At 71.0% G+C, this 24,407-nt stretch carries 23 protein-coding genes; 12 read left to right on the forward strand and 11 right to left on the reverse strand.

The features are described 5' to 3' along the window. The first annotated feature begins 49 nt into the window (after positions 1-49). The gene (locus tag ACFY4A_RS01395; RefSeq protein WP_390827352.1) at positions 50-727 is read left to right on the forward strand and encodes a pirin family protein; all 678 of its coding nucleotides are present in this window, start codon (positions 50-52) and stop codon (positions 725-727) included. Here the strand turns inward: ACFY4A_RS01395 and ACFY4A_RS01400 are convergent. The 3 genes from ACFY4A_RS01400 to ACFY4A_RS01410 all read right to left on the reverse strand — a co-directional run bounded on the left by ACFY4A_RS01400 (position 711) and on the right by ACFY4A_RS01410 (position 2,503). After that, a complete protein-coding gene (locus ACFY4A_RS01400; protein WP_390827621.1) occupies positions 711-1,010 on the reverse strand; it encodes a DUF5959 family protein in 300 nt (99 codons plus the stop codon). The two genes, ACFY4A_RS01395 and ACFY4A_RS01400, sit on opposite strands and share 17 nt — an antisense overlap. Before the next feature lie 184 nt (positions 1,011-1,194). Beyond that, positions 1,195-2,013: a serine hydrolase domain-containing protein gene (locus tag ACFY4A_RS01405; RefSeq protein WP_390827353.1), complete on the reverse strand. Its 819-nt coding sequence runs from the start codon at positions 2,011-2,013 to the stop codon at positions 1,195-1,197. Positions 2,014-2,032: 19 nt separating this feature from the next. Beyond that, the gene (locus ACFY4A_RS01410) at positions 2,033-2,503 is read right to left on the reverse strand and encodes a GNAT family N-acetyltransferase (RefSeq protein WP_390827354.1); all 471 of its coding nucleotides are present in this window, start codon (positions 2,501-2,503) and stop codon (positions 2,033-2,035) included. Between the two features lie 105 nt (positions 2,504-2,608). Between ACFY4A_RS01410 and ACFY4A_RS01415 the strand changes: the two genes are divergently transcribed. After that, positions 2,609-3,082, forward strand: a complete 474-nt coding sequence (locus ACFY4A_RS01415; RefSeq protein WP_390827355.1) for a MerR family transcriptional regulator — start codon at positions 2,609-2,611, stop codon at positions 3,080-3,082. Positions 3,083-3,192: 110 nt separating this feature from the next. Here ACFY4A_RS01415 and ACFY4A_RS01420 read toward each other — a convergent pair whose 3' ends face one another. The 3 genes from ACFY4A_RS01420 to ACFY4A_RS01430 form a co-directional block, all read right to left on the reverse strand. After that, positions 3,193-4,047: a DUF4429 domain-containing protein gene (locus tag ACFY4A_RS01420; protein WP_390827356.1), complete on the reverse strand. Its 855-nt coding sequence runs from the start codon at positions 4,045-4,047 to the stop codon at positions 3,193-3,195. Positions 4,048-4,113: 66 nt separating this feature from the next. Then, on the reverse strand, positions 4,114-5,331 hold the full coding sequence (locus tag ACFY4A_RS01425; RefSeq protein WP_390827357.1) for an alpha/beta hydrolase: 1,218 nt from the start codon (positions 5,329-5,331) through the stop codon (positions 4,114-4,116). A 149-nt stretch (positions 5,332-5,480) separates the two neighbouring features. Continuing rightward, a complete protein-coding gene (locus ACFY4A_RS01430) occupies positions 5,481-6,173 on the reverse strand; it encodes a TetR family transcriptional regulator (protein ID WP_390827358.1) in 693 nt (230 codons plus the stop codon). 142 nt (positions 6,174-6,315) lie between these two features. Here ACFY4A_RS01430 and ACFY4A_RS01435 point away from each other — a divergent pair, with 142 nt between their 5' ends. After that, positions 6,316-7,935 (forward strand): MFS transporter, encoded by a 1,620-nt coding sequence (locus tag ACFY4A_RS01435; protein WP_390827359.1) that lies wholly within the window; start codon positions 6,316-6,318, stop codon positions 7,933-7,935. Between the two features lie 268 nt (positions 7,936-8,203). On the opposite strand, the gene aceE is transcribed toward ACFY4A_RS01435, so the two are convergent. After that, positions 8,204-10,951: a pyruvate dehydrogenase (acetyl-transferring), homodimeric type gene (aceE, locus tag ACFY4A_RS01440; RefSeq protein WP_390827360.1), complete on the reverse strand. Its 2,748-nt coding sequence runs from the start codon at positions 10,949-10,951 to the stop codon at positions 8,204-8,206. A 415-nt stretch (positions 10,952-11,366) separates the two neighbouring features. On the opposite strand from aceE, the gene ACFY4A_RS01445 reads away from it, so the two are divergent. The 6 genes from ACFY4A_RS01445 (at position 11,367) to ACFY4A_RS01470 (ending at position 15,845) form a co-directional block, all read left to right on the forward strand. Continuing rightward, positions 11,367-11,804 (forward strand): DUF3052 domain-containing protein, encoded by a 438-nt coding sequence (locus ACFY4A_RS01445; protein ID WP_390827361.1) that lies wholly within the window; start codon positions 11,367-11,369, stop codon positions 11,802-11,804. 118 nt (positions 11,805-11,922) lie between these two features. Beyond that, positions 11,923-12,381, forward strand: a complete 459-nt coding sequence (locus tag ACFY4A_RS01450; protein ID WP_390827362.1) for a peroxiredoxin — start codon at positions 11,923-11,925, stop codon at positions 12,379-12,381. A gap of 136 nt (positions 12,382-12,517) precedes the next feature. Beyond that, a complete protein-coding gene (locus tag ACFY4A_RS01455) occupies positions 12,518-13,093 on the forward strand; it encodes a TerD family protein (protein ID WP_390827363.1) in 576 nt (191 codons plus the stop codon). 115 nt (positions 13,094-13,208) lie between these two features. Next, the gene (locus ACFY4A_RS01460; protein ID WP_390827364.1) at positions 13,209-13,787 is read left to right on the forward strand and encodes a TerD family protein; all 579 of its coding nucleotides are present in this window, start codon (positions 13,209-13,211) and stop codon (positions 13,785-13,787) included. Positions 13,788-13,838: 51 nt separating this feature from the next. After that, the gene (locus tag ACFY4A_RS01465) at positions 13,839-14,987 is read left to right on the forward strand and encodes a DUF475 domain-containing protein (protein WP_390827365.1); all 1,149 of its coding nucleotides are present in this window, start codon (positions 13,839-13,841) and stop codon (positions 14,985-14,987) included. Between the two features lie 120 nt (positions 14,988-15,107). Further along, the gene (locus ACFY4A_RS01470; protein ID WP_390827366.1) at positions 15,108-15,845 is read left to right on the forward strand and encodes a Tellurium resistance; all 738 of its coding nucleotides are present in this window, start codon (positions 15,108-15,110) and stop codon (positions 15,843-15,845) included. A gap of 27 nt (positions 15,846-15,872) precedes the next feature. Here ACFY4A_RS01470 and ACFY4A_RS01475 read toward each other — a convergent pair whose 3' ends face one another. Further along, entirely contained in the window at positions 15,873-16,673 is an 801-nt protein-coding gene (locus ACFY4A_RS01475; protein ID WP_390827367.1) for a TerD family protein, read from the reverse strand. A gap of 171 nt (positions 16,674-16,844) precedes the next feature. On the opposite strand from ACFY4A_RS01475, the gene ACFY4A_RS01480 reads away from it, so the two are divergent. From ACFY4A_RS01480 to ACFY4A_RS01490, 3 genes are read left to right on the forward strand one after another with little or no spacing between them, the layout of a single operon-like run. Then, positions 16,845-18,023 carry an HpcH/HpaI aldolase/citrate lyase family protein gene (locus ACFY4A_RS01480; protein WP_390827368.1) on the forward strand — a complete coding sequence of 393 codons (1,179 nt, stop codon included), beginning with the start codon at positions 16,845-16,847 and terminating at the stop codon, positions 18,021-18,023. Positions 18,024-18,060: 37 nt separating this feature from the next. Further along, on the forward strand, positions 18,061-20,631 hold the full coding sequence (locus ACFY4A_RS01485; protein WP_390827369.1) for a phosphoribosyltransferase: 2,571 nt from the start codon (positions 18,061-18,063) through the stop codon (positions 20,629-20,631). Beyond that, complete coding sequence (locus tag ACFY4A_RS01490; protein WP_390827370.1) at positions 20,631-21,443, forward strand: HAD family hydrolase; 813 nt, start codon at positions 20,631-20,633, stop codon at positions 21,441-21,443. Before ACFY4A_RS01485 ends, ACFY4A_RS01490 begins: the two co-directional genes overlap by 1 nt. Positions 21,444-21,448: 5 nt before the next feature. Here ACFY4A_RS01490 and ACFY4A_RS01495 read toward each other — a convergent pair whose 3' ends face one another. The 3 genes from ACFY4A_RS01495 to ACFY4A_RS01505 all read right to left on the reverse strand — a co-directional run bounded on the left by ACFY4A_RS01495 (position 21,449) and on the right by ACFY4A_RS01505 (position 24,209). After that, positions 21,449-21,670 (reverse strand): zinc ribbon domain-containing protein, encoded by a 222-nt coding sequence (locus ACFY4A_RS01495; RefSeq protein WP_390827371.1) that lies wholly within the window; start codon positions 21,668-21,670, stop codon positions 21,449-21,451. A gap of 275 nt (positions 21,671-21,945) precedes the next feature. Further along, a complete protein-coding gene (locus ACFY4A_RS01500; protein ID WP_390827372.1) occupies positions 21,946-23,364 on the reverse strand; it encodes a hypothetical protein in 1,419 nt (472 codons plus the stop codon). A gap of 74 nt (positions 23,365-23,438) precedes the next feature. Next, a complete protein-coding gene (locus ACFY4A_RS01505; RefSeq protein WP_390827373.1) occupies positions 23,439-24,209 on the reverse strand; it encodes a DUF4097 family beta strand repeat-containing protein in 771 nt (256 codons plus the stop codon). Positions 24,210-24,407 lie beyond the last annotated feature (198 nt).

Raw genomic sequence — 24,407 nt, forward strand, 5'->3', positions numbered from 1 at the left:
GGGCCTGGGCTGCTGGGGCCCTTCACGGGCGGGGACTACGGTGGTCCGCGTGACGACGGAAGTACGGCGCGCGGCAGAGCGCTACCAGGGCGGCGAGCCGGCCGCCGGAATCACCTCCCGGCACGCCTTCTCCTTCGGCCCGCACTACGACCCGGACAACCTCCGCTTCGGCGCGATGATCGCCTGCAACGAGGAACGGCTGGCCCCCGGCGCCGGTTTCGACGAGCATCGGCACAGCCATACCGAGATCGTCACCTGGGTCGTCGAGGGCGAGCTGACCCACCGCGACTCCACGGGCCACGAGACGGTGGTCCGCCCCGGCGACGTCCAGCGCCTGAGCTCGGCGGGCGGCGTCGACCACGTGGAACGCAACGCCGGCCCCGCCCCCCTGACCTTCGTCCAGACCTGGCTGGCCCCCCTGGAACCCGGCGGCACCCCCTGCTACGAACTGGTCCACGGCATCGCCGACTCCACCCCGTACGCCATCCCGGAGGCCGGCACCATGCTCCACGTCCGCCGCCTCGGCCCGGACGAACGCACGGCGATCCCGGACGCGGCGCACGTGTACGTCCATGTCGTACGGGGCGAAGTGCGGCTGGGCGACGAGGAGTTGGGCCCGGGAGACGCGGCCCGCATCACGGCCGCCAGGGACGTCGAGGCGATGGCGCTGACGGACGCGGAGCTGCTGATGTGGGAGATGGCGGCGACCTCTACGAGGACGGTGTGATGGCCTTTCCGACGTGCTCCAGTCGCAGGCGGTTCTCCTTCAGACAGTTCGAGTCGGCGTCGATCGGTACGCGTACCGCGAACCGGGTCGACGGTGAGTCGTGGACGGTCACCTCCAGCGGGTCCTCCGGGACCACGTCCAGCCAGGCGCTGCGGTCGCCGGCCGGCCACTCGGCGCCCTCCTCGTCCTGAAGGGCGTCCGGGCAACGCTCCCACGCGTCCAGGTCCCCGGGTGACACCGTCAGGCGGACCCGTCCGTCGACGAAGTCGCTCCGCCGGACGATCTCGGCCGCGTGGTACGGCTCTTCGCCGGACGATCTCGGCCGCGTGGTACGGCTCTTCGTCCGTCGTCAGGGGCTCGTCGCATCGCACCTCGACGGTGACGCTCCGGGTGGAATCCGCGAACCGGAGTGCGAACCGGGGAAGTTCCGGCGTCTGTGCCGTGCCGGCCGCGGTCGAACCCCGGTGTCAGCGCAGCTCCGCCAGTACCGCGTCGGTGAACGGTGGCCATGCCTCGATCGCCCAGGGGCCGAAGGCGCGATCGGTCAGGGCCGCGCAGGCCGCGCCCGCGGCCGGGTCGATCCACAGGAACGTGCCGGACTGGCCGAAGTGGCCGAAGGTGCGGGGGGACGAGGAACCGCCGGTCCAGTGGGGGGACTTGGAGTCGCGGATCTCGAAGCCGAGGCCCCAGTCGTTGGGGTTCTGGTGGCCGTAGCCCGGCAGGACGCCCTTGGTGCCCGGGTACTGGACGGTCATCGCCTCGGCGACCGTGCGCGGGTCCAGCAGGCGCGGTGCCTGGATCTCGGCGGCGAAGCGGAGCAGGTCGTCGACCGTCGAGACCGCGTCCTTGGCCGGGGAGCCGTCCAGGGTCGTCCGCGTCATGCCCAGCGGCTCCAGGACCGCCTGGCGCAGGTACTCGCCGAACGGGATGTCCGTGGCCTTGGCGACGTGATCGCCGAGCTGCTCGAAGCCGGCGTTGGAGTAGAGCCGCCGCTCGCCGGGCCGGGAGGTCACCCGGTGCTCGTCGAAGGCCAGGCCCGAGGTGTGGGCGAGGAGGTGGCGGACGGTCGCGCCGGGCGGGCCGGCGGGCTCGTCCAGCTCGATCGCGCCCTCCTCGTAGGCGACGAGCACCGCGTAGGCCGCCAGCGGCTTGGTGACCGAGGCCAGCGGGAAGCGCCGCGTGGTCGGGCCGTGCGTGCCCAGGACCGTGCCGTCCGCGCGGACCACGCCCGCCGCCGCGGTGGGGACCGGCCAGTTCTCGATCGACGCCAGGGTGTTCAACGACATGACGTCGAGCCTATGCGGCTCACAGGCGCAGCCGCATCGAGGGGTCCGGCTTGCGTACGAAGCCCAGCTCGGCGTAGAGCGGCTCGGCCTCGGCGGACGCGTTGAGGTCGACCTGTGCCGCACCCCGCTCCCGGAACCAGTCCAGCAGCGACTCCATGCACGCGCGCGCGTACCCGCGGCGCCGGGCGTCCGGATCGGTGGCGACGCTGAAGACGTATCCGACCCGCCCGTGCGGGTTGTCCGCCCGCCCGATCCGGTACTCCAGCGTCCCGGCCACCAGCGCGGCCAGTGCCCCCGGCCGCTCCGGGTGATCCACGACGAACGCCGCGAAGTCGCCGTCCGGCTCGGCGAGCCGGGCCTTCAGGGCCGGCAGGGACTCGGTGTGCCAGCCGGTGGAGGAGTCGGCGCCGGACACCGAGTCGATCATCACCTGACGCAGCCGCAGGCATTCGGGGGCGTCGTCGGCCACGGCACGTCGTACGAGACTCATGCCCGCACGCTAGCCACCGCCCCCGTCCCGCGTCGCGCGCATTTCTCGCCGCCCTGCCGGGCTCCGCTTGCTTGGAGTGCACTCCAAGGCCATAGCGTGGGGGCCATGACGGTGACGCAGACCACGACCGCGACCATCGAGGAGACCCAGGAAGCCCCCACCGGCCCCGACCTCTGCTCCGCCGCACCCCGGCGGCACCCGCGCCCCGACGGACCGGACGGCTACACGATCAGCGAGGTCGTCGCCCTCACCGGACTGACGGCCCACACCCTGCGCTGGTACGAGCGGATCGGCCTGATGACCCATGTCGACCGCTCGCACACCGGCCGGCGCCGGTACACCAACCGCGACCTGGACTGGCTCGACCTGGTCGGCAAGCTCCGGCTGACCGGGATGCCGGTCGCCGACATGGTCAGGTACGCGGAGCTGGTGCGCGAGGGCGAGAGCACCTACGGCGACCGGCACGCGCTGCTGGAGGCGACCCGCCGGGACGTCCTGGCCCGGATCGCCGAACTCCGGGACACGCTCGCGGTACTGGACCGCAAGATCAGTTTCTACGCGGACGCCGGACACCCCTGAGAAGCGGACGCCCCTGGGAAGCGGGCGTCACCGGGCAGCGGACGCCTCCCCCGGAAGCCGGACGTCACCGCGCCCGGCGCGCGGCCCGGTGGGCGCCCGCGGCCGCACCCCTACAGCTCGGCCAGGAGTTCCGCCTTCTTCAGCGAGAACTCCTCGTCGGTGACCAGCCCCGCCTGATGCAGTTCCCCGAGGTGGCGGATCCGCTCCGCGATGTCCGCGGGGTCGCGGCGCGGGCCAGGCACCGGTACCGGAGCCGCCGGGCCCGCCGCCCGCACCGCGGCCAGTACGGCCGCGGCGAACGGCAGTGACTCGTGCACCGGCCCGTATCCGAGCCCGAACACCACCGCGGCCGGATCCTGATCCGGCTGCGGCGGCAGCGCGGCTGCGCCCGGGTCGCGTGGCAGCAGCCGCAGATGCCCCTCGAACACCTCGGGCGAGCGCCACTCCACCCCGCCCATGTCGGCGACGGGGAAGCTCTGGTCGCCTGCCTTCCACTTGGCCGAGGAGGCCCCCGTCCACGACCACCGGAACCGCACCGCCGTACCGTCGAAGGACGCCTTCCCGTCGTACGCCTTGAACTGCAGAGGAGCCCGCGGTGCCGCCACCAGATGGTGGTCGGCCGGTCCGGTCCCGGGGAGCCGGGCGCGCAGCTCTTCGGCGTAGTACTCGGCCAGCGTCTCCCGCTCGGCCGGCAGCACCAGGCGGTACGGGTCGCACCCCTCCTTGAGCTGTCCGTCGGCCGCGTCCATCACCGGATCGGCGCCCGGCCTGGGCTCGGCACGCAGGACCACGGTGCCGCGTCGGCCCGCGGTGAGCGTCACGCCCGCGAGTGCCGCCAGCGGGATCCGGCGGGCACCGAGGGCCTGGAAGAGCTTGGGTGTTCGAATCCCCCGTTCGTAACGGATGAGCACGGAATCGGACTCGAACTCCCAGGCAGCATGAAATCCGGCCAGCACGTCACCCATGCGGCTCATCGTAGGGGGCACAAGCTCCTTCGTCCCTCCCCAGGCAGACCGCAGTTCCTGCTGTCTCTACGCGCGTCCGGCCGGTGTCGCACCGGACAAATCCGCCCGGCATCCGTCGTCGTCATGTGCGCACCGCACCGAGTCGTAGGAGCCGACCCCGATCTCGGCGAAGTTCGCCAGGCTGTCGGTGCCGGGCTCGAAGTAGCCGGCGTGGCCCTTGGCACCCCGTGCCGACAGCACCCGTGCCCCGAACGCCGGGGAGACCGGGTCGGCGCCGTGGCCGAGGCCGCCGAGTTCGAGGTAGGGCACGTCCTGGATCCAGTCGGTGGCGTCCCGCATCGCCCATACCCGGGCGGAGGTCTGCAGGTGGGAGGCGCTCCGCACGCGCATACCGGGGCTGGCGGCCACCGCTATGTCGGACACCCGCTGCGGCAGCTCACGCGCGGCGACGCCGCACACCACCGACCCGTAGCTGTGGCAGAACAGCGAGACGGACGAGTCGCCGGGCAGCCCCCGCAGCAGCTTGTTCAGCCGCACGGAGCCCTCCTCGGCGCGCATCGCCGTGGCCGCGTCCACGCCGAGCCCGCTGGGCGCGGTGTAGTCGGCCCAGGCGATCACGGCCGTACGGGTCGAGGGAGCCGCCCTGCGCTCGGCCGCGTACAGCGACTTCGCCATGCCGTACGGCGCCGAGTACGGGCGGTAGGTCTTCCGGAAGGTGATCAGGTCGGTGTCCACGCCGGGGACGACGACGGAGACCCGCTCGGCCCCGCGCAGGTCGCCGAAGACCTCGGCGACCCGGCCCGAGCCCTCGGGATCGAAGGCCAGGATCTGCCGGTCCTTCGCCATCAGCGAGGTGTAGCGCTGCATACGGCGGCCCGCGTCCTGCTGCCCGGCCGGTGACAGCCGGCTGTCGTGCATACGGGCCTGCTCTGCCTTGCGTGCCTGCTGGAGCGCGATGCGGTTGGCCTGGTAGCGCAGCCCGACCGGGGCGCCGTCCATGTTGCCGACCGCGAGCGGGTAGCGATGGGCGAGCCGGCCGCGCTCCTGCGCCCCGAGCGAGGCGAAGAAGCGCCGCAGCAGGGCGGGGGAGGCGTCCGCGTCCGGCAGCCGGTGCCCGTGCAGGCGGCCGTGGTCCCAGGCTGTCAGCGACGCCTGGAGGGCGGTGGTCCCGCGATGGCCGCGCACCGCGGTCCAGCCGGTGGTGGCCAGCATCACGAAGACCACGGCCAGCGCGAGCAGTGCGCGCCAGACGTTGAGTTGTGGGGAGGTGTCGAAGGAAGTCACTGGAAGGACACACTAGGAGAACGAGACGGTCTCGCGTTAACCGAGTGACAGGTATCACGTTTCGAGCAGTGTGACGGTGACCTCAGCCGGTGAGCGTGTCCAAGATCGGGCAGGCGTACGGCAGTTCAAGATCGGTGGAATGTCCCGGCTCAAGACCGGGGGCCCGTACGCCAGTTCCCGGTGAGCGCGGGTCCCACCTGATCGAGGTACGCGGCGGTGAGTTCCCGCATGGCCTCCGGGCCGGCGTCCGCGCGCGTGCTCCACTGACGACCCGTCACCCGCATCACTCCGCCGAACACGGCCACCGCCAGACGCGGCCGCGGATCAGCGTCCATGTCGAGGCCCTCCCGCTCGGCGAGCAGCCGCGCGATCTGCTCCTCGGTCTCCGCCGAGCGGCGCAGATGCTCGGCGAGCAGGACCGGTGTCGACTCGATCACCCGGAACATGCGCAGGTACAGCTCCACGGGCACGACGCTGCCCACGGCGTCGCTGATCGTGTCCCAGCCCTCCAGTACCGCCCGGCGCAGCGCCTCCAGCGGAGCCTCCCCGGGCGGGCGGGCGCGCAGCGAGTCGACGAAGTGCGCCTCCACCATCTCCTGCACGGCGAAGGCGGCCTCCTCCTTGCCGGGGAAATAGCGGAAGAAGGTGCGCTGGGAGACGTCGACGGCCTCGGCGATCTCGTCGACCGTCGTCCGTTCGTACCCCTGGGTGGTGAACAGTTCCAGCGCCGCCCGCAGCAGCGCGTCGCGGGTGCGCCGCTTCTTGCGTTCGCGCAGTCCCGGCCGTGCCGCCGTCCGCGACACCGTTGGTGGCGTCGTCCCGGCGGTCCCCGCCGTCTCCATGGACCTCTCCGGACCTCTTTCCCGCACCGCTTCCCCGAACGTGAACCGTTTCCCCTGTTCAGACTATAGGGGAGTGCCATGTCAGTTACCGACTTGTGAATTGGTTTGTCGTTTGTCAGTGACTGTCATTAGCCTCGAACGTATGACTAGTCAGACCACCATCGACACGGCGGGGCCGGGGGACAGCGCCTCAGCGAACCCGTCGGACCTCACGCCGGCCAAGGGGCTGCGCGGGCACCCGTGGGCCACTCTGATCACCGTCGCCGTAGGGGTCATGATGGTGGCCCTCGACGGCACCATCGTGGCCATCGCCAACCCCGTCATCGGCAAGGAGCTGCACGCGACCCTCGCCGACGTGCAGTGGATCACCAACGCCTACTTCCTCGCCCTCGCGGTCTCCCTGATCACCACGGGCAAGCTCGGTGACCGCTTCGGGCACCGGCAGACCTTCCTCATCGGCGTGACCGGCTTCGCCGCCGCTTCGGGCGCCATCGGCCTGTCGAACAGCATCGCCATGGTCATCACCTTCCGGGTCTTCCAGGGGCTGTTCGGCGCGCTGCTGATGCCGGCCGCGCTCGGCCTGCTGCGGGCCACCTTCCCGGCCGAGAAGCTGAACATGGCCATCGGCATCTGGGGCATGGTCATCGGGGCCTCCACCGCCGGCGGCCCGATCCTCGGCGGTGTGCTCGTCGAGCACGTCAACTGGCAGTCGGTGTTCTTCATCAACGTGCCCGTCGGCGCCCTCGCCCTGATCCTGGGCCTGCTGATCCTGCTCGACCACCGCGCCGAGAACGCGCCGCGCTCCTTCGACATCCCCGGCATCGTCCTGCTCTCCGGCGCGATGTTCTGCCTGGTGTGGGCCCTGATCAAGGCTCCGGCCTGGGGCTGGGGCGATGGCACGACGTGGGCGTTCATCGCCGTGTCCGTGCTCGGCTTCGCCGCCTTCGCCCGCTGGGAGACGAAGGTGAAGGAGCCGCTGATCCCGCTGGCGCTGTTCCGCTCGGTCCCGCTGTCCGCCGGCGTGGTCCTCATGGTGCTGATGGCCATCGCGTTCATGGGCGGCCTGTTCTTCGTCACCTTCTACCTCCAGAACGTGCACGGGATGAGCCCGATCAAGGCGGGTACGCACCTCCTCCCGCTCACCGGCATGATGATCGTCGGCTCCCCGCTCGCGGGCTTCATGATCACCAAGGTGGGCCCGCGCATCCCGCTGGCGGGTGGCATGGCCGCGACCGCGCTCGCCATGTACGGCATGTCGACGCTCGAGACGGGCACCAGCAGCCTCACCATGTCGCTCTGGTTCGCCCTGCTCGGCCTCGGCCTCGCCCCCGTCATGGTCGGTGCCACCGAGGTCATCGTCGGCAACGCGCCCCTGGAGCTGTCCGGAGTGGCCGGCGGTCTCCAGCAGTCCGCCATGCAGATCGGCGGCAGCCTCGGTACGGCCGTGCTGGGTGCCGTGATGGCCTCCACGGTCAACAACGACCTGGCCGGCAACTGGAAGGACGCGGGGCTCCCGCCGCTCACCCCCGCCCAGCTGGACCAGGCCTCCGAGGCGGTCCAGTTCGGCGCGGCGCCGGTGCCGCAGGGCACGCCCGAGATGATCGCCACGAAGATCACCTCCGTCGCGCACGAGACCTTCATCTCCGGAATGAGCCTGGCCTCCCTCGTGGCCGCCGGAATCGCGGCCGTGGCCGTCCTGGTGGCGCTGCTCACCAAGCGCGGGCAGAACGCGGAGGCGGGCGCGGGAGTCGGCCACATCTGAGGGTGTCGACCGCGTCCGAGGGCGACGCCGACCGGCGGAGTTCGCCCGTCAGGGTGACTCCGCCGGAGATCCCTCGCCTCCGGTGCATACCGCAGGTGACAGTGGGTCAAGTCCTCCGCAAGGGCCGGGGAGGAGCGGCTGCGGCGCGCTGCCGGAGGGGTGCAGCGCGCGGGCGGCTGCGGCCGACGGCGTCCTCCTGCAACGGGAAAGGGCGGGTGGCGGGGCACAGGGCCCCGCCACCCGCCCTTTTCCCGTTCCAGCTCCCGTTCTAGGCGTCGCCGCCCGCCGTGCCCGGGTCCGCCGCCGACACCTCCAGGATCCGGTAGCGGTCGAGGGCCTGCTTCAGCACCGACCGGTCGACCTTGCCCTCACGGGCCAGCTCCGTCAGCACCGCCAGCACGATCGACTGGGCGTCGATGTGGAAGAACCGCCGGGCCGCCCCACGGGTGTCGGCGAAGCCGAAGCCGTCGGCACCCAGCGACTGGTATGTCCCCGGTACCCACCGCGCGATCTGGTCCGGCACCGAGCGCATCCAGTCGGAGACGGCCACGAACGGCCCCTCGGCCGCGCTCAGCCTCCGCGTCACCCACGGCACCCGCTGCTCCTCCTCCGGGTGCAGCAGGTTGTACTCCTCGCACGCCACGGCCTCGCGCCGCAGCTCGTTCCAGGAGGTCGCCGACCAGACGCCGGCCCGGACGTTCCACTCCTCGGCGAGGATCCGCTGCGCCTCCAGGGCCCAAGGGACCGCCACGCCCGACGCCATGATCTGCGCCGGGATGTCGCCCGCCGTGCCCTCGCCGAGCCGGTGCAGGCCCTTGAGGATGCCCTCGACGTCCACGTCCGCCGGCTCGGCCGGCTGCTGGATCGGCTCGTTGTAGACGGTGAGGTAGTAGAAGACGTCCTCGCCGTGCGGGTGCTGCTCGTCGCCGCCGTACATGCGGCGCAGGCCGTCCTGCACGATGTGCGCGATCTCGTACCCGTACGCCGGGTCGTAGGCCACGCACGCCGGGTTGGTGGAGGCCAGCAGCTGGGAGTGGCCGTCGGCGTGCTGCAGACCCTCACCGGTCAGGGTCGTACGGCCGGCGGTCGCGCCCAGGACGAAACCGCGCGCCAACTGGTCGGCCATCTGCCAGAACTGGTCGCCGGTGCGCTGGAAACCGAACATCGAGTAGAAGACGTACACCGGGATCAGCGGCTCGCCGTGGGTGGCGTAGGCCGAGCCCGCCGCGATCAGCGAGGCCGTGCAGCCCGCCTCGGAGATGCCGTCGTGCAGCATCTGCCCGGTCGGCGACTCCTTGTAGGCGAGCAGCAGGTCGCGGTCGACGGACTCGTACTGCTGGCCGAGCGGGTTGTAGATCTTCGCACTCGGGAAGAAGGAGTCCATGCCGAACGTGCGGTACTCGTCCGGCGCGATCAGCACGAACCGCCTGCCGATCTCCTTGTCCCGCATGAGGTCCTTCAGCAGCCGGACGAAGGCCATGGTGGTCGCGATGGACTGCTGGCCCGAGCCCTTCTTCACGGACGCGTACGCCCTGTCGCCCGGCAGCCGGAGCGGCTCGGAGCGCACGATCCGGGTCGGCACGTAGCCGCCGCAGCCCTTGCGGCGGTCGTGCATGTACTGCATCTCCTCGGTGTCCCGGCCCGGGTGGTAGTACGGCGGGGGGCCGGACTCCAGCTCCTTGTCGGAGATCGGCAGGTGCAGCCGGTCGCGGAAGCGCTTGAGGTCGTCGACCGTGAGCTTCTTCATCTGGTGCGTGGCGTTGCGGCCCTCGAAGTTCGGGCCGAGGGTCCAGCCCTTGATCGTCTTGGCCAGGATGACCGTCGGCTGGCCCTTGTGCTCCAGCGCCGCCTTGTAGGCCGCGTAGATCTTGCGGTGGTCGTGGCCGCCGCGGCCGAGCATCAGGATCTGGTGGTCGGTCATGCTCTCGACCATCTTGCGCAGCCGGTGGTCGTCGCCGAAGAAGTGCTCGCGGATGTAGGCGCCGGACTCGGTGGCGTAGGTCTGGAACTGGCCGTCCGGCGTGGTGTTCATCTTGTTCACCAGCACGCCGTCGCGGTCCTGGGCCAGCAGCGGGTCCCAGGAGCGGTCCCAGATGAGCTTGATCACGTTCCAGCCGGCGCCGCGGAAGACCGACTCCAGCTCCTGGATGATCTTGCCGTTGCCGCGCACCGGGCCGTCCAGGCGCTGGAGGTTGCAGTTGACCACGAAGGTCAGGTTGTCCAGGCCCTCACGGGCGGCGATGGACAACTGGCCGAGCGACTCCGGCTCGTCCATCTCGCCGTCGCCGAGGAAGGCCCACACGTGGGAGTCGGAGGTGTCCGCGATCCCGCGCGCGTGCATGTACCGGTTCATCCGGGCCTGGAAGATCGCGCCGATCGGGCCGAGGCCCATGGAGACCGTCGGGAACTCCCAGAAGTCCGGCATCGAGCGCGGGTGCGGATAGCTGGACAGGCCGTACGGAGACTTGGACTTCTCCTGACGGAAGCCGTCCAGGTGCTGTTCGGTGAGCCGGTCCAGCAGGTACGCGCGCGCGTAGATGCCCGGTGAGGCGTGCCCCTGGAAGAAGACCTGGTCGCCGCCCCGGCCGTCGTCCTTGCCGCGGAAGAAGTGGTTGAAGCCGACGTCGTAGAGGGAGGCGGAGGAGGCGAAGGTGGCGATGTGGCCGCCGACGCCGATGCCCGGCCGCTGGGCGCGGGAGACCATCACCGCGGCGTTCCAGCGCGTGGCGTTGAGGATCCTGCGCTCGATCTCCTCGTTGCCGGGGAAGAACGGCTCGCTCTTGGTGGGGATCGTGTTGACGTAGTCCGTGCTGCGCATCTCGGGCACGGCCACGCGCTTCTCGCGGGCGCGCTCGATCAGCCGGAGCATGAGGTAGCGGGCCCGCTCCCGGCCCCGCTCGTCGACCGCGGCGTCGAGCGAGTCGAGCCACTCCTGGGTCTCCTCGGGATCGAAGTCAGGAACCTGACTCGGGAGGCCGCCAATGATGATCGGGTTTCGATCGGATCCGGAAGCCACGCTGTTCCTTACCTGTCAGAGGGCTGACATATCTGGGGCGTATCTGGGTTGGTTCTTTGGGTTTCCTGGGTTCCTGTAGGTTTGTCTGCCTGTGCCTGCACCGTTCCCCATCGTGTACCTCGCGCCAGCCGCACGTCATCTCTACCGCGGGGTAACCCCGGGAGTCTTCTCCGGCATCCCCTGCCCGGGCCCCGGCTCCCAAACGTGCGAACCGGACAGAACGGTGTGGTGTGTGTCACCGCTGATCGCGATACCGTGTCAGGAGTTGCGGCGACACAGCCGGGATCGTCACCGTTTCGGCGGTCTGGACCGCCGGGTACTTGCGCGATCCGGCCCGCCCGTGTGGACTACGGCCAATGCTTCGCGCACGCGCGAGGCTGAAGACCTAAATCGCAACATCATCAGGAGGCAACCCGTGAGCGCGACCGCGGACCACGCGGAGGAGCGGACTAACCCGGCCGCCAGGCTGGGATTCCAGCCCGGGCAGGTGGTCCAGGAGATCGGCTACGACGACGACGTCGACCAGGACCTCCGCGAGGCCATCGAGGAAGCGATCGGCAGCGAACTCGTGGACGAGGACTACGACGACGTAGCCGACGCCGTGGTGCTGTGGTTCCGCGACGACGACGGCGACCTGACGGATGCGCTGGTGGACGCCACCACGTACATCGAAGAGGGTGGCGCGATCCTGCTCCTCACGCCGAAGACCGGCCGTGCCGGCTACGTGGAGCCGAGCGACATCTCGGAATCCGCGACCACGGCGGGTCTGTCGGCGAGCAAGAGCGTCAGCGTCGGCAAGGACTGGAGCGGCAGCCGCCTCGCGACGCCCAAGGCAGCCAAGTCCAAGAAGTAGCTCCCCCTCGTCCCCGGACACCGGACGGGCCGACTCGTGTCGGCCCGTCCGTCGGCCTGCGGTGATCACTGCGTAGGGTGGCATCACCCGAACAGTCCCACCGAAGGGAAGCACGACGATGGCGATCCAGGCCGGCGACAAGGCGCCCGACTTCGAGCTCAAGGACAACCACGGCCGGACCGTGAGGCTGTCCGACTTCCGCGGTGAGAAGAACGTGGTGCTGCTCTTCTACCCGTTCGCCTTCACCGGAGTGTGCACCGGCGAGCTGTGCGCCCTGCGCGACAACCTGCCGAAGTTCGTCAACGACGACACCCAGCTGCTCGCCGTCTCCAACGACTCCATCCACACCCTGCGCGTCTTCGGCGAGCAGGAGGGCCTGGAGTACCCGCTGCTGAGCGATTTCTGGCCGCACGGCAACACTTCGCGCGCCTACGGCGTCTTCGACGAGGGCAAGGGCTGCGCGGTGCGCGGCACCTTCATCATCGACAAGGAGGGCGTCGTGCGCTGGACCGTGGTCAACGACCTGCCGGACGCGCGCGACCTGAACGACTACGTGAAGGCGCTCGGCACCCTGTGACCCGGTGCCCCCGACACCGGTGATTCTTCGGCTCCAGGGCCTGCGTGGCGCGGGAACCCGTCACTAGGATCGAGTCGTTGATCCCATATCCGATGCACGACGGGGCTCCCCGCCCCCGGACAACAATGGAGGACTCGTGGGAGTCAGCCTCAGCAAGGGCGGCAACGTATCGCTGACGAAGGAGGCCCCGGGCCTGACCGCGGTCCTCGTCGGTCTGGGCTGGGACGCCCGCACCACGACCGGCAGCGACTTCGACCTCGACGCCAGCGCGCTGCTGCTGAACAACTCCGGCAAGGTGGCCAGCGACCAGCACTTCGTCTTCTTCAACAACCTCAAGAGCCCGGACGGCTCGGTGGAGCACACCGGTGACAACCTCACCGGTGAGGGCGAGGGCGACGACGAGACGATCAAGGTCGACCTCGCCGGCGTCCCGGCCGACGTCGACAAGATCGTCTTCCCGGTCTCGATCTACGACGCCGAGAACCGGCAGCAGTCCTTCGGACAGGTCCGCAACGCGTACATCCGCGTGGTGAACCAGGCCGGCGGTGCCGAGATCGCCCGCTACGACCTGTCGGAGGACGCCTCCACCGAGACGGCCATGGTCTTCGGCGAGCTGTACCGCCACGGCGCGGAGTGGAAGTTCCGCGCCATCGGCCAGGGCTACGCCTCGGGTCTGCGCGGCATCGCCCAGGACTTCGGCGTGAACGTCTGAGCCCAGGTCCGCACGGCCTCGCACCAATCCCGACCAGTCCGGCGTCGCGCGTTTCAGCGCGGCGCCGGACGCGCAGGACAACCAGACAGGCACCACCTCGGGGAGGACCAGTATCATGGGCGTCACGCTCGCCAAGGGAGGCAACGTCTCCCTCTCCAAGGTCGCACCGAACCTGACCAACGTCATGGTCGGACTCGGCTGGGAGGAACGCTCCACCACCGGAGCCCCCTTCGACCTCGACGCCAGCGCGCTGCTGTGCACCGGCGCCAACCGGGTGCTGGGGGACGAGTGGTTCGTGTTCTACAACCAGCTCACGAGCCCGGACGGCTCGGTGGAGCACACCGGCGACAACCTCACCGGTGAGGGCGAGGGCGACGACGAGACGATCCTGGTGGACCTCACCAGAGTGCCGTCGCGGTGCGAGAAGATCGTCTTCCCGGTCTCCATCCACATGGCCGACGAGCGCGGCCAGACCTTCGGGCAGGTCTCCAACGCCTACATCCGCGTCGTCAACCAGGCCGACGGCACGGAACTCGCCCGGTACGACCTGAGCGAGGACGCCGGCACGGAAACCGCCATGATCTTCGGCGAGCTCTACCGTTACCGGGGCGAATGGAAGTTCCGCGCCGTGGGACAGGGGTACGCGTCGGGACTGCGCGGGATCGCTCTAGACTTTGGGGTCAACGTTTCGTAAAGCCAAGTGCGGCGCGGGGGAGACCCGTACCGGATACGGATTGGGTAGCCAGTGCTTCTGAAAACCTTCGGCTGGTCGTTCGCGGTGACCGCGCTAGGCCTGGCCGCGGCGGTCTTGTACGGGGGGTGGACCGCCTTCGGGATCGTGGCGATCCTGTCCATCCTCGAGATCTCGCTGTCCTTCGACAACGCAGTCGTCAACGCCGGAATCCTGAAGAAGATGAACGCCTTCTGGCAGAAGATCTTCCTCACGATCGGCATCCTGATCGCGGTGTTCGGCATGCGGCTGGTCTTCCCGGTCGTGATCGTCGCCATCAGCGCCAAGATGGGCCCCGTCGAGGCCGTCGACCTCGCGCTCAACAACAAGGACCGCTACCAGGAGCTGGTCACGGACGCCCACCCGGCGATCGCCGCGTTCGGTGGCATGTTCCTGCTGATGATCTTCCTGGACTTCATCTTCGAGGACCGGGACATCAAGTGGCTGCACTGGATCGAGCGGCCCCTCGCCAAGCTCGGCAAGATCGACATGCTGTCGGTCTGCATCGCCCTGGTCGTGCTGCTCATCGCCTCCTTCACCTTCGCCGCCAACGCCCACCAGCACGGCGGCGCGCATGTCGACAAGGCGCAGACGGTGCTGATCGCCGGCATCGCCGGTCTGATCACGTACATGGTCGTCGGCGGTCTGTCCGGCTACTTCGAGGACAAACTCGAGGAAGAGGAGGAACGCGAGCACGAGGAGGAGGAAGAGGCCGCGCGCACCGGCAGGAAGCGCTCGGCGGTCGCTCTGGCCGGCAAGGCCGCGTTCTTCATGTTCCTCTACCTCGAGGTGCTCGACGCGTCCTTCTCCTTCGACGGCGTCATCGGCGCCTTCGCCGTCACCAACGACATCGTCCTGATGGCCCTCGGCCTCGGCATCGGCGCCATGTACGTCCGCTCGCTCACGGTCTACCTGGTCCGCCAGGGAACCCTCGACGACTACGTCTACCTGGAGCACGGCGCGCACTACGCGATCGGCGCGCTGGCCGTGATCCTCATGGTCACCATCCAGTACGAGATCAACGAGGTGATCACCGGCCTGGTCGGCGTGGTCCTGATCGCCTGGTCCTTCTGGTCCTCGGTGCGCCGCAACCGCGCCCTGGTGGCGGCCGAGACGAGCGCCGCGGGGGCGGACGCGCAGAGCGAGGTCTCCTCAGGGGTGTGACAGCCCTCCGGGTGAGGGAACGCTCTTGTGCGGGGCGGCCGACGAGGACCGGGTCGAACCGGTCCTCGTCGGCCGCCCCGTCGCGTGGGTCCGGTGTGTGAACTGGGGGCGGAAAGGGACATGGGCTTCTTCGACGGTCTGCTGGGAGGACGCGCGGCCGACTTCGACTCGGGCAGCGCCTCGTCCAACGCGATCGAGCTGACCAAGCGGCACCACCAGGTGTCGCTGACCAAGCAGGGCGCGGCCACCGGGCATCTGCGCGTCAACCTGACCTGGCGGATGCGCACCTCCGACTTCGGCGGTCCGGCCCGGCAGAGCCTGCTGCGGCACCCCCTCAAGGCGCTCAAGCCGCCGGAGGTGCTCGGGCACAGCCAGAGCATGGTCAACGTCGACCTCGACCTCGGCTGCATGTACGAGCTGTCCGACGGCACCAAGGGCGTCGTCCAGCCCCTCGGCGGCTTCCTCGGCGACGTGAACGCACCGCCGTACGTCAAGCTCAGCGGCGACGACCGGTTCGGGTCCGCGTCCGGCGAGACCATGTACATCAACCTCGACCACCGTGACGAGATCAGACGGCTGCTGGTCTTCGTCTACATCTACGACCGGACACCGGCCTTCGACCGCACCCACGCGATCGTCACGATGTACCCGAGCAACGGCCCGCGCATCGAGATCGGCCTCGACGAGCGCCACCCGCAGGCGCGCTCGTGCGCGGTGGTCCTGATCGAGAACGTCAAGGGCGAACTGGTCGTCCGCCGCGAGGTCAAGTTCGTCTACGGCTTCCAGTCGGAACTGGACCGCCTGTACGGCTGGGGCCTTCAGTGGGGCCGGGGCTACAAGTCCAAGACGGAGCGGTAGCACGAGCCGCCCCTCGGCCGTCCCGCCCTACCGCCCGACGAACTGCGGCCCTTGCGGCGGCAGCCGGAACTCCGGGTCGGGCACGGCCGCCACCGGCGGGGGATATCCGTACCCCGACGGGGCCGTGGCCGCCACCGGCTGCTGCGGGTAGCCGTACGCCGGCTGCGGATACCCGTACGCCGGCTGAGCCTGAGCCGCCGAGGGCACCGGCACGGGCTGCTCCGGCGGCAGCGGCTGCGCGGCCGGAGCCGCGCCCTGCAGGCCCTGCAAGCCCTGCGCCTCCTCCGACTCGTCCACCGAGATACCGAAGTCCGTGGCGAGGCCCTTCAGACCGTTCGAGTAGCCCTCGCCGAGCGCGCGGAACTTCCAGGCCTCGCCCCGCCGGTACAGCTCACCGCAGATCAGTGCGGTCTCCTCGCCCGTCTCCGGTTTGATGTCGAAGTGGGCCAGCGGCTCCTCAACGGCGGCCGTCGCGTCGTACAGCAGGATGCGCAGTCCCCGTACGACGTCGAAGGTGGCGCCGTCCGCCGAGGCGACCAGCAGAATCCGGGCCACATCCGGATCGAGCCCGGCGAGATCCGTCTGGACCGTGTCCGTCAGGCCCTCGGCGACCCGCTTCTTGCCCAGCCGCCAGACCTTCCCGGACGGATGCCGCGGCTGGTTGTAGAAGACGAAGTCCTCGTCGGAGCGCACACGGCCGCCGGGGCCCAGGAGCAGCGCCGAGGCGTCGACGTCCGGGATCCCCTGTCCGGGTGTCCAACGCACCACGGCCCGCACCGTGGTGGCGTCCAGCGGGACGTTCGACCCCTTCAGCATCGCGTGCGTCATGCGGTCATCCTGCCTTCTCCGTCCTGGTCACGACAACGCGGGGCATGGACACGGCCGGGTTACTTGAAATTCATGCCCCGCGGGAACTTCCGACATGGATTCGTACGTACTATTACCGGCCACCTTTTGACAGTCTTCGCAGGCCGCTCGATGCGCCACGGGGGGAGCTTCATGCGTCATTTCGGGCATCTCGCCGCCGAGGTGCGGCAGCGTCTGTTCCACCGGCAGCCGTGCGAGTTCACCGCCGACTCCCCGGCCCGGACGCTCTCCGCGGCCCTGGGCGCCACGCTCTACAGCCCGGCCACCCGGCCGCGGCTCGCCGGCGACATCGTCAAGCAGGCCGGGCGTGGCGTGGTCTCGATGGTGCTGTGCCTGGAGGACTCGATCGACGACGCCGAGGTGGAACACGGCGAGGAGAACCTGGTCCGGCAGTTCGCCGAGCTGGCCGCGCTCCCGCAGGCGCCCGGCTCCGCGGAGCTCCCGCTGCTGTTCGTCCGGGTCCGCGTCCCCGAGCAGATACCCGACCTGGTGCGGCGCCTCGGTCCCGCGGTGCGGCTGCTGTCCGGGTTCGTGCTGCCGAAGTTCACCGCGGAGCGGGGCATCCCGTTCCTGGAGGCGGCGGAGGCCGCCGAGGCGGAGAGCGGACGGCGGCTGTTCGCCATGCCGGTCCTCGAATCGCCCGAGCTGCTCTACCGGGAGTCGCGGGTGGAGACCCTGGAGGGCATCTTCCGCGCGGTCGACAAGTACCGCGACAGAGTGCTCGCGCTGCGCCTCGGCGTGACGGACTTCTGCTCCTCCTACGGGCTGCGCAGGGCCTCCGACATGACGGCCTACGACCTCCAGGTCGTCGCCTCCGTGATCGCCGACGTGGTGAACATGCTGGGGCGGGCCGACGGCACCGGGTTCACGGTGACCGGGCCGGTGTGGGAGTACTTCCGGGTGCAGGAGCGCATGTTCAAGCCACAGTTGAGGCAGAGCCCCTTCATGGAGGTGCAGGCGGTCGAGCTGCGCGAGAAGCTGATCGAGCACGCGATGGACGGGCTGCTGCGGGAGATCTCCCTGGACCACGCCAACGGGCTGCTCGGCAAGACCTGCATCCACCCCTCCCACGTCCTGCCCGTGCACGCGCTGTCGGTGGTCAGCCACGAGGAGTTCAGCGACGCGGCGGACATCTTGCGGCCCGAGCGCGGCGGCGGGGGCGTGCTGCGGTCGGCGTACACGAACAAGATGAACGAGGTGAAGCCGCACCGCGCCTGGGCCGAGCGGACCCTGTTGCGCGCCGAGGTCTTCGGCGTCGCGCGGGAGGACGTCGGCTTCGTGGAACTGCTGGCCGCCGCGGTCTCCGACTGACCGCCCCGCATCACCGCCGAGGGCACGCAAGGAAGGCATGAACAAGCCAGTGAACGACGGGCTCTGGTCCGGCACCTGGGTCGCCGAGCGGCTCGGTGTCGAACTCGTGGGCGACGACCGGCTGACGGGCCTGCTGGGGCTCGCGCTGCGCCGCAACCCCAAGCGGGCGCACCTGCTCGTGTCCAACGTGCTCGGCAAGCACGTGCCGCAGTCGCCTTCGGTCGTGTACGGCCACGGGTTCGCCCTGGGCCGCCGGGTACGGGACCTGCTGGGCGCGGACCAGTCCGGCAGGGCGGTCGTCCTGGGCTACGCGGAGACCGCGACGGGCCTCGGCCACGCGGTCGCGGACGGCCTGGGCACCGCGCCGTACCTGCACTCCACGCGCCGCCCGGTCCCCGGCGTCGCCACGGCCGGCGGCTTCGAGGAGTCCCACTCGCACGCCACCTCCCACCTCCTGCTGCCCGAGGACCCCGCCCTGCTGGCCTCCGACGGCCCGCTGGTCCTGGTGGACGACGAGTTCTCCACCGGCAACACGGTCCTGAACACCATCCGCGCCCTGCACGCCCGCTACCCGCGCGAACGGTACGTCGTGGTAGCGCTGGTCGACATGCGGGCCCCGTCCGACGCCGACCGCCTGCGGCAGTTCGCCGACCAGATCGACGCCCAGGTGTCCCTGGTCACCACCGCCTCCGGCACGGTCCACCTCCCGGCGGACGTCCTTCAGAAGGGCCAAGAACTCGTCGCACACCACGAAACAGCCCAACTGGCCGAGTTCCACACGGAGCAGGCACCATCCCCAGCCGGTGCTTCGGCGGGGGCGGAGGGTGCTGTCGTGTGTGGGGCGTCCGTCGTTCCTGGGCAGCGGGGGGCGGTGCGGGTGCGCCGGGTCGAGTTGCACTGGCCGCGGGGGGTTCCGGACGGAGGGCGGCACGGCTTCACGCCGGTGCACAGGGACCGGCTGGAGCGGGCGCTGCCCGCCATGGCCGCCCGGATCGCCGAGGCGTTGCCGCGGGGTGCGCGGCGGGTGCTGGTGCTCGGCTGCGAGGAGTTGATGTACGCGCCGCTGCGGCTGGCGCGGGAGGTGGAGCAGGTCGTGGAGGCCGAGGTGCGGTACTCCACCACCACCCGCTCGCCCGTACTCGCCGTGGACGACCCCGGTTACGCGATACGTACCCGGCTGGTCTTCCCGGCGCACGACAACCCGGCCGACGGCCCCGGCGAGCGCTACGCCTACAACGTGGCCGGCGGCGGCTTCGACGCCGTGGTCGCCGTCGTCGACTCCGTCGCCGACACCCCCGAACTGCGCGCGCCCACCGGCCTGCTGGCCCGGCTCGCCGCGCACACCCCGCACGTCCTGCTCGCGGTCGTGCCCTCGTACCTCCCCGTGCCCCCGCACGCCCCCGAAAGGTCCCCGATGCTGCCCGAGCCCCTGCGCGGCCCCGCCTTCTCCTCGTACGCGCCCGACGAGGTCGGCTGGCTGCTGCAGGACCTCTCGGACGTGACGCTGGAGGCGCCGACGGAGGAGCGCGAGGAGGCGATCCAGAGCGGCGGCGCGCACTACGCCGAGTCGCTGCCGGTGGAGTACCAGCCCAGCGAGCAGTACCAGGAGTTGTTCCACGCGGCCCTGACGGCCTCCGCCGCGCGCATCGCCCGCGCCGTCGGCGTGGTCACCGAGACGATCCTCGCCGAACTCCCCCTGCGCCGGAAGAGCCCGGCCGGGACGGAGGAGACCCCTGGCCCCGTGCTCGTCTCGCTCGCCCGCGCCGGCACACCCGTCGGCGTACTGATGCGGCGCTGGGCCCGGTTCCGGCACGGCCGGGACCTGCCGCACTACGCCGTGTCGATCGTGCGGGGCCGCGGTATCGACACCAACGCGCTGCGCTGGCTCGCCGCCCACCACGACCCCCGCGACGTCGTCTTCGTCGACGGCTGGACCGGCAAGGGCGCCATCACCCGCGAACTGGCCCAGGCGATCAGGGAGCTGGAGGAGCGTGAAGGGATCACCGGGTTCGACCCGGAGATCGCGGTGCTGGCCGACCCCGGCTCGTGCGTGCGGACCTACGGCACGCGGGAGGACTTCCTCATACCCTCCGCCTGCCTCAACTCCACCGTGTCCGGCCTGATCTCCCGGACCGTGCTGCGCGCCGACCTGGTCGGCCCGCACGACTTCCACGGGGCGAAGTTCTACCGCGAACTGGCCGGCGCCGACGCGTCGAACGTCTTCCTCGACGCCGTCTCCCAGTACTTCCCCGAGGTCGAGGACAGCGTCGACATGGCCGCCAAGGAACTGCTGTCCACCGACCGCACCCCCACCTGGGAGGGCTGGGCGGCGGTCGAGCGCATCAGCGAGGAGTACGGCATCCATGACGTGAACCTGGTCAAGCCCGGCGTCGGCGAGACCACCCGCGTGCTGCTGCGCCGGGTGCCGTGGAAGGTCCTGGCACGGTCCGGCGCCGGCGCCGACCTGGACCATGTACGGCTGCTGGCGGGGCAGCGCGGGGTCCCGGTCGAGGAGGTCGATGAACTGCCGTACAGCTGCGTGGGGTTGATCCACCCCCGGTACACGCGCGGGGCGACCGGCGCCGACGGCAGGGCGGTGACCCGCTGATGCCGGTCCTGGTGGCGAGCGATCTCGACCGTACGCTCATCTACTCCTCCGCCGCCCTGGCGCTGACCATGCCGGACGCGCGGGCGCCGAGGCTGCTGTGCGTGGAGGTGCACGAGAGCAGGCCGCTGTCGTACCTGACCGAGACGGCCGCCCAGCTGCTCACCGATCTCGCCGACACGGCGCTGTTCGTGCCCGCCACGACCCGCACCCGCAGGCAGTACCTGCGCATCAACCTGCCGGGCCCGGCCCCGACGTACGCCGTCTGCGCCAACGGCGGCCACCTGCTGGTGGACGGCGTGTCGGACGGCGACTGGCACCGGCGGGTGATTGCGCGGCTGGCCGACGAGTGCGCGTCGCTCGCGGAGGTCCAGGAGCACCTGCTGCGCACCGCCGACCCGGCCTGGGTGCGCAAGCACCGCGTCGCCGAGGACCTGTTCGCCTACCTCGTGGTGGAGCGCGAGCTCCTGCCCGAGGAGTGGATGAAGGAGCTGGCCGCGTGGGCGGCCGGCCGCGGCTGGACGGTCTCCCTGCAGGGCCGCAAGCTCTACGCCGTCCCCAAGCCGCTGACCAAGAGCGCCGCCGTCCGCGAGGTCGCCCGCCGCACCGGCGCCGACCTCGTCCTCGGTGCCGGCGACTCGCTGCTGGACGCCGACCTGCTGCACGCCGTGGACCGCGGCTGGCGGCCCGGACACGGTGAACTGGCCGACACCGGCTGGACGGCACCCGGCATCGCCGCCCTGCCCGAGCGCGGGGTGCTCGCCGGGGAGCGGATCGTGCGGGAGTTCCTCAAGGCGGCCCGGGCGCCCCGGTAGCAGCGTCAGCCGCAGCAGCCCCCGCCGCAGCACCCGCCGCCGCCCGAGCCGGACCGCGGCGAGGGTGCCGGGGCGGCCGCCGAGCCGCCCACCGCGACCGTGGACAGCAGCTTGACCGTGTCGTCGTGCCCGGCGGGGCAGCTCGCCGGGGCGGACGACTCCGCCATGGGACGACTCAGTTCGAAGGTGTCGCCGCAGCTCCGGCAGCGGTACTCGTAGCGAGGCATGCGCCCAGATTAACGGGCGTGACCGGACGCGCAGCCCTTCCCGTCCCCCATGTCTTGGTCTCTGTCCGGTTCCTGTGCGGAGGAATTGAAAAGACGGCTGATGATTTCGCGCCGCGAGGGCCGCGTGGCGGCTGCGAACAAGGGCGCGCAGGGCGTGCCGTACCTGCCACTCCACCAACACCTACAACAGGTCGGTGGCGAGCATCATCGCCTCCTACCCGGACGCGTACTACTACGCCTACCGCACCGGACCGGTGACCCCGGGGAGCGGGCCGTCAGTGGCCGGCTCCCCGCTCCTCGCGGATCCGGGCCACCACCGCGGCCACCGTCTGCCGTACCGCCTCGGTCTCCGTCAGGAAGTGCCAGTAGTCGGGATGGCGGCCCTCGAGCGTGGCGACCGCCCGCTCCAGCCGGCCCACCGAGTCGTCCAGCGGACGGGCGTGCCGCGGATCCGGCGTCGTACGGCCCGACATGGCCAGCCGCTGCGCGTCCCGGATCGCGAATCGGGTCCGCTCGATCTCCGCCTGCGGGTCCTTCTGCACCGCGTTCAGCCGCCGCAGCCGGTCCCCGGCGGCCGACACCGCCTCGTCCGTGGTGTTCAGCAGCGCCCGTACCGTCGACAGCAGCGCGGTCGCGTCCGGCCAGCGCTGGGCGTCCCGCGCGGCCCGCGCCTCCCGGAGCTTCGCCTCCGCCTCCCGCACACTCCCGGCGGCCTGCTCCGGCACCTGTTGCAGATCCTGCCAGCAGGCGGCCGTGAACCGCCGCCGCAGCTCGCTGAGCACCGGCTCCACCTGCCCGGCGCGCGTACTCAGCGCCTGCGCCCGGGTGCGCAGCGACACCAGCCGGTGATCGATCTCGGCGGCCTGCTCCGGCAGCCGCACCGCCTCCGCCCGGATCGCCTCCGCCTCCCGCGCCACCCGCTCGGCGCGTTCCAGCGTCGGCTGCACGCCGTGCTGTCCCGCGCCCTGGTTGAGCCTGGTCAGCTCAGGGGAGAGCGCGGCGAGCCGGGCGGCCAGGTCGTCCGCCCGGAGCCCGGAGCCGCGGGCGTCGTCCAGGGCGCCGGCGGCGGCGCTCAGGGCCTGCCGGGCGCGCTCCACGGCGGGCGCCACACGGGCCAGTTGGGTCTCGGCCTTCCCGAGCAACGGCCCGAGGCCACTGCCGAAACGGTCCAGCTCCCTTTTGACGTTGAGCAGTTCGTCCTTGGCGGCGGTCAGGTCGACGCGCGCCCGGGAGGCGACGGAGGCCTCCAGGTCGTCGCGGTCCAGGTCCTGGGCGTCGACGGCCTGGATGTAACGCCGACTGACCTCGTCGATGCGCCGGCCGAGCGCCTCGAAGTCGGCGACCGCGCGGCGGACGGCGGGGGAGTCGTCGACGGCCGTGATCGTCTCGATCGAGATCCGCAGGTCGCGCTGGGCGCTGTCCAGCTCGTAGAAGGCGGCCGCGGCGGCGTCCTTGGCGGCCTGCGCCTCGGCCCGCTGGGTCTCGGCCCGGCCGCCGAACCAGCGCCGGGTGCCGCCGCCCGCGAAGGCGGCCGGCAGCGCGAGCACGGCGAGCACCGGCAGGCCCATCAGGACGAGGACGTCATGGACGGCACGGGCGGGCGCGGTGCGCGCCGGTCCCGGACAGGCGCTCCGGGGCCGGGGCCGTGCAAACGGCGAGTGCGGCTGTGCGGGGGTCGCCGGTGTCGCCGTCACATCCCTCTCCCGTGCTGTGGTCCGCCATGCGTGTGGTCATTGTCCCATTCGCGGCGGACGAACACACGGGCCGGTCAGTCAGCCGTACGAACTGTGATCCTCCCGTCGCCGGTGGTCGCGGACACCACGTGGGAGCTTGAGTCGTCCCGGGGTACGGAGACGTCCGCCGATCCGTCGCCGGTCTTCGTCGACACCCGGTACCCGGCGTGCGGCAGTACCACGCTGATGGAGCCGTCCCCGGAGCTCGTCTCCACCCGGTCCGGCACGGCGGCCAGTTCGAGGCGGACCGAGCCGTCGCCGGTGGTGGCCCGCACCCGGCGCGAGGAGACCTCCGCCCGTACGGAACCGTCGCCGGAGCGCAGCTCCAGGGGCCCGGTGGAGTCGGTGACGTGCACGGATCCGTCGCCGGTGCGGATGCTCAGCGCGTCCTTGAACCCGCGCGCCCGCACGCTGCCGTCGCGGTCCTCGACCTTCACGGCTATCCCGCGCGGAACCTCGATCCGGTGCTTGGCCGAGCAGTCGGCGACGAACCCCGAGCACTTCATCCGCAGCACCAGCCGGTCGTCCTTCATGGACCAGTTCACCCTCGGATCGTCCCCGGCCAGCACGGACCCACGGAACCAGCGGGTGACCTCCACGGTCCCCGCCTGCACCGAACCGGCGGCGACGATCTCCAGCGCCGAGTCGTCCGAGTCGACGGTCAGGGTGCTTCCGCGCAGGGCGAAGGAGCGCCGCTCGGGGCTGGTGTCGTCCTCGGCGGATCCCCCGCAGGCCGTGGCCGTGGCGACCAGAACCACGACGGCACCGGCGACGGCGGCGACACGAGCGGGCACGGAACGGGACATGACGATCTCCCCCAGACAACGGACGACGAGCCCCCACGGCTCTGTGAAGACCGTAGGAAGAACCACCGCCGCGCAGAATCCGGTGCGCTACCGGACGGGGGGTGGGGTAAACCCCCGCAGCACGGGTCCGTTGACACGACGAGGGCCCAGGTCTCCGGGTGTCACCCGTGGACCTGGGCCCTGGCCGTGCACTGCAAC

This window comes from Streptomyces sp. NPDC001292, from assembly GCF_042896465.1.
Classification (GTDB): Bacteria; Actinomycetota; Actinomycetes; order Streptomycetales; family Streptomycetaceae; genus Streptomyces.

Bases quoted from the DNA above. Each gene is read 5' to 3' on its own strand.
- ACFY4A_RS01405 (WP_390827353.1), bottom strand. From the start codon at position 2,013: ATGTCGTTGAACACCCTGGCGTCGATCGAGAACTGGCCGGTCCCCACC.
- ACFY4A_RS01410 (WP_390827354.1), bottom strand. From the start codon at position 2,503: ATGAGTCTCGTACGACGTGCCGTGGCCGACGACGCCCCCGAATGCCTG.
- ACFY4A_RS01415 (WP_390827355.1), top strand. From the start codon at position 2,609: ATGACGGTGACGCAGACCACGACCGCGACCATCGAGGAGACCCAGGAA.
- ACFY4A_RS01420 (WP_390827356.1), bottom strand. From the start codon at position 4,047: ATGGGTGACGTGCTGGCCGGATTTCATGCTGCCTGGGAGTTCGAGTCC.
- ACFY4A_RS01430 (WP_390827358.1), bottom strand. From the start codon at position 6,173: ATGGAGACGGCGGGGACCGCCGGGACGACGCCACCAACGGTGTCGCGG.
- ACFY4A_RS01435 (WP_390827359.1), top strand. From the start codon at position 6,316: ATGACTAGTCAGACCACCATCGACACGGCGGGGCCGGGGGACAGCGCC.
- ACFY4A_RS01450 (WP_390827362.1), top strand. From the start codon at position 11,923: ATGGCGATCCAGGCCGGCGACAAGGCGCCCGACTTCGAGCTCAAGGAC.
- ACFY4A_RS01460 (WP_390827364.1), top strand. From the start codon at position 13,209: ATGGGCGTCACGCTCGCCAAGGGAGGCAACGTCTCCCTCTCCAAGGTC.
- ACFY4A_RS01470 (WP_390827366.1), top strand. From the start codon at position 15,108: ATGGGCTTCTTCGACGGTCTGCTGGGAGGACGCGCGGCCGACTTCGAC.
- ACFY4A_RS01475 (WP_390827367.1), bottom strand. From the start codon at position 16,673: ATGACGCACGCGATGCTGAAGGGGTCGAACGTCCCGCTGGACGCCACC.
- ACFY4A_RS01480 (WP_390827368.1), top strand. From the start codon at position 16,845: ATGCGTCATTTCGGGCATCTCGCCGCCGAGGTGCGGCAGCGTCTGTTC.
- ACFY4A_RS01485 (WP_390827369.1), top strand. From the start codon at position 18,061: ATGAACAAGCCAGTGAACGACGGGCTCTGGTCCGGCACCTGGGTCGCC.
- ACFY4A_RS01490 (WP_390827370.1), top strand. From the start codon at position 20,631: ATGCCGGTCCTGGTGGCGAGCGATCTCGACCGTACGCTCATCTACTCC.
- ACFY4A_RS01495 (WP_390827371.1), bottom strand. From the start codon at position 21,670: ATGCCTCGCTACGAGTACCGCTGCCGGAGCTGCGGCGACACCTTCGAA.
- ACFY4A_RS01505 (WP_390827373.1), bottom strand. From the start codon at position 24,209: ATGTCCCGTTCCGTGCCCGCTCGTGTCGCCGCCGTCGCCGGTGCCGTC.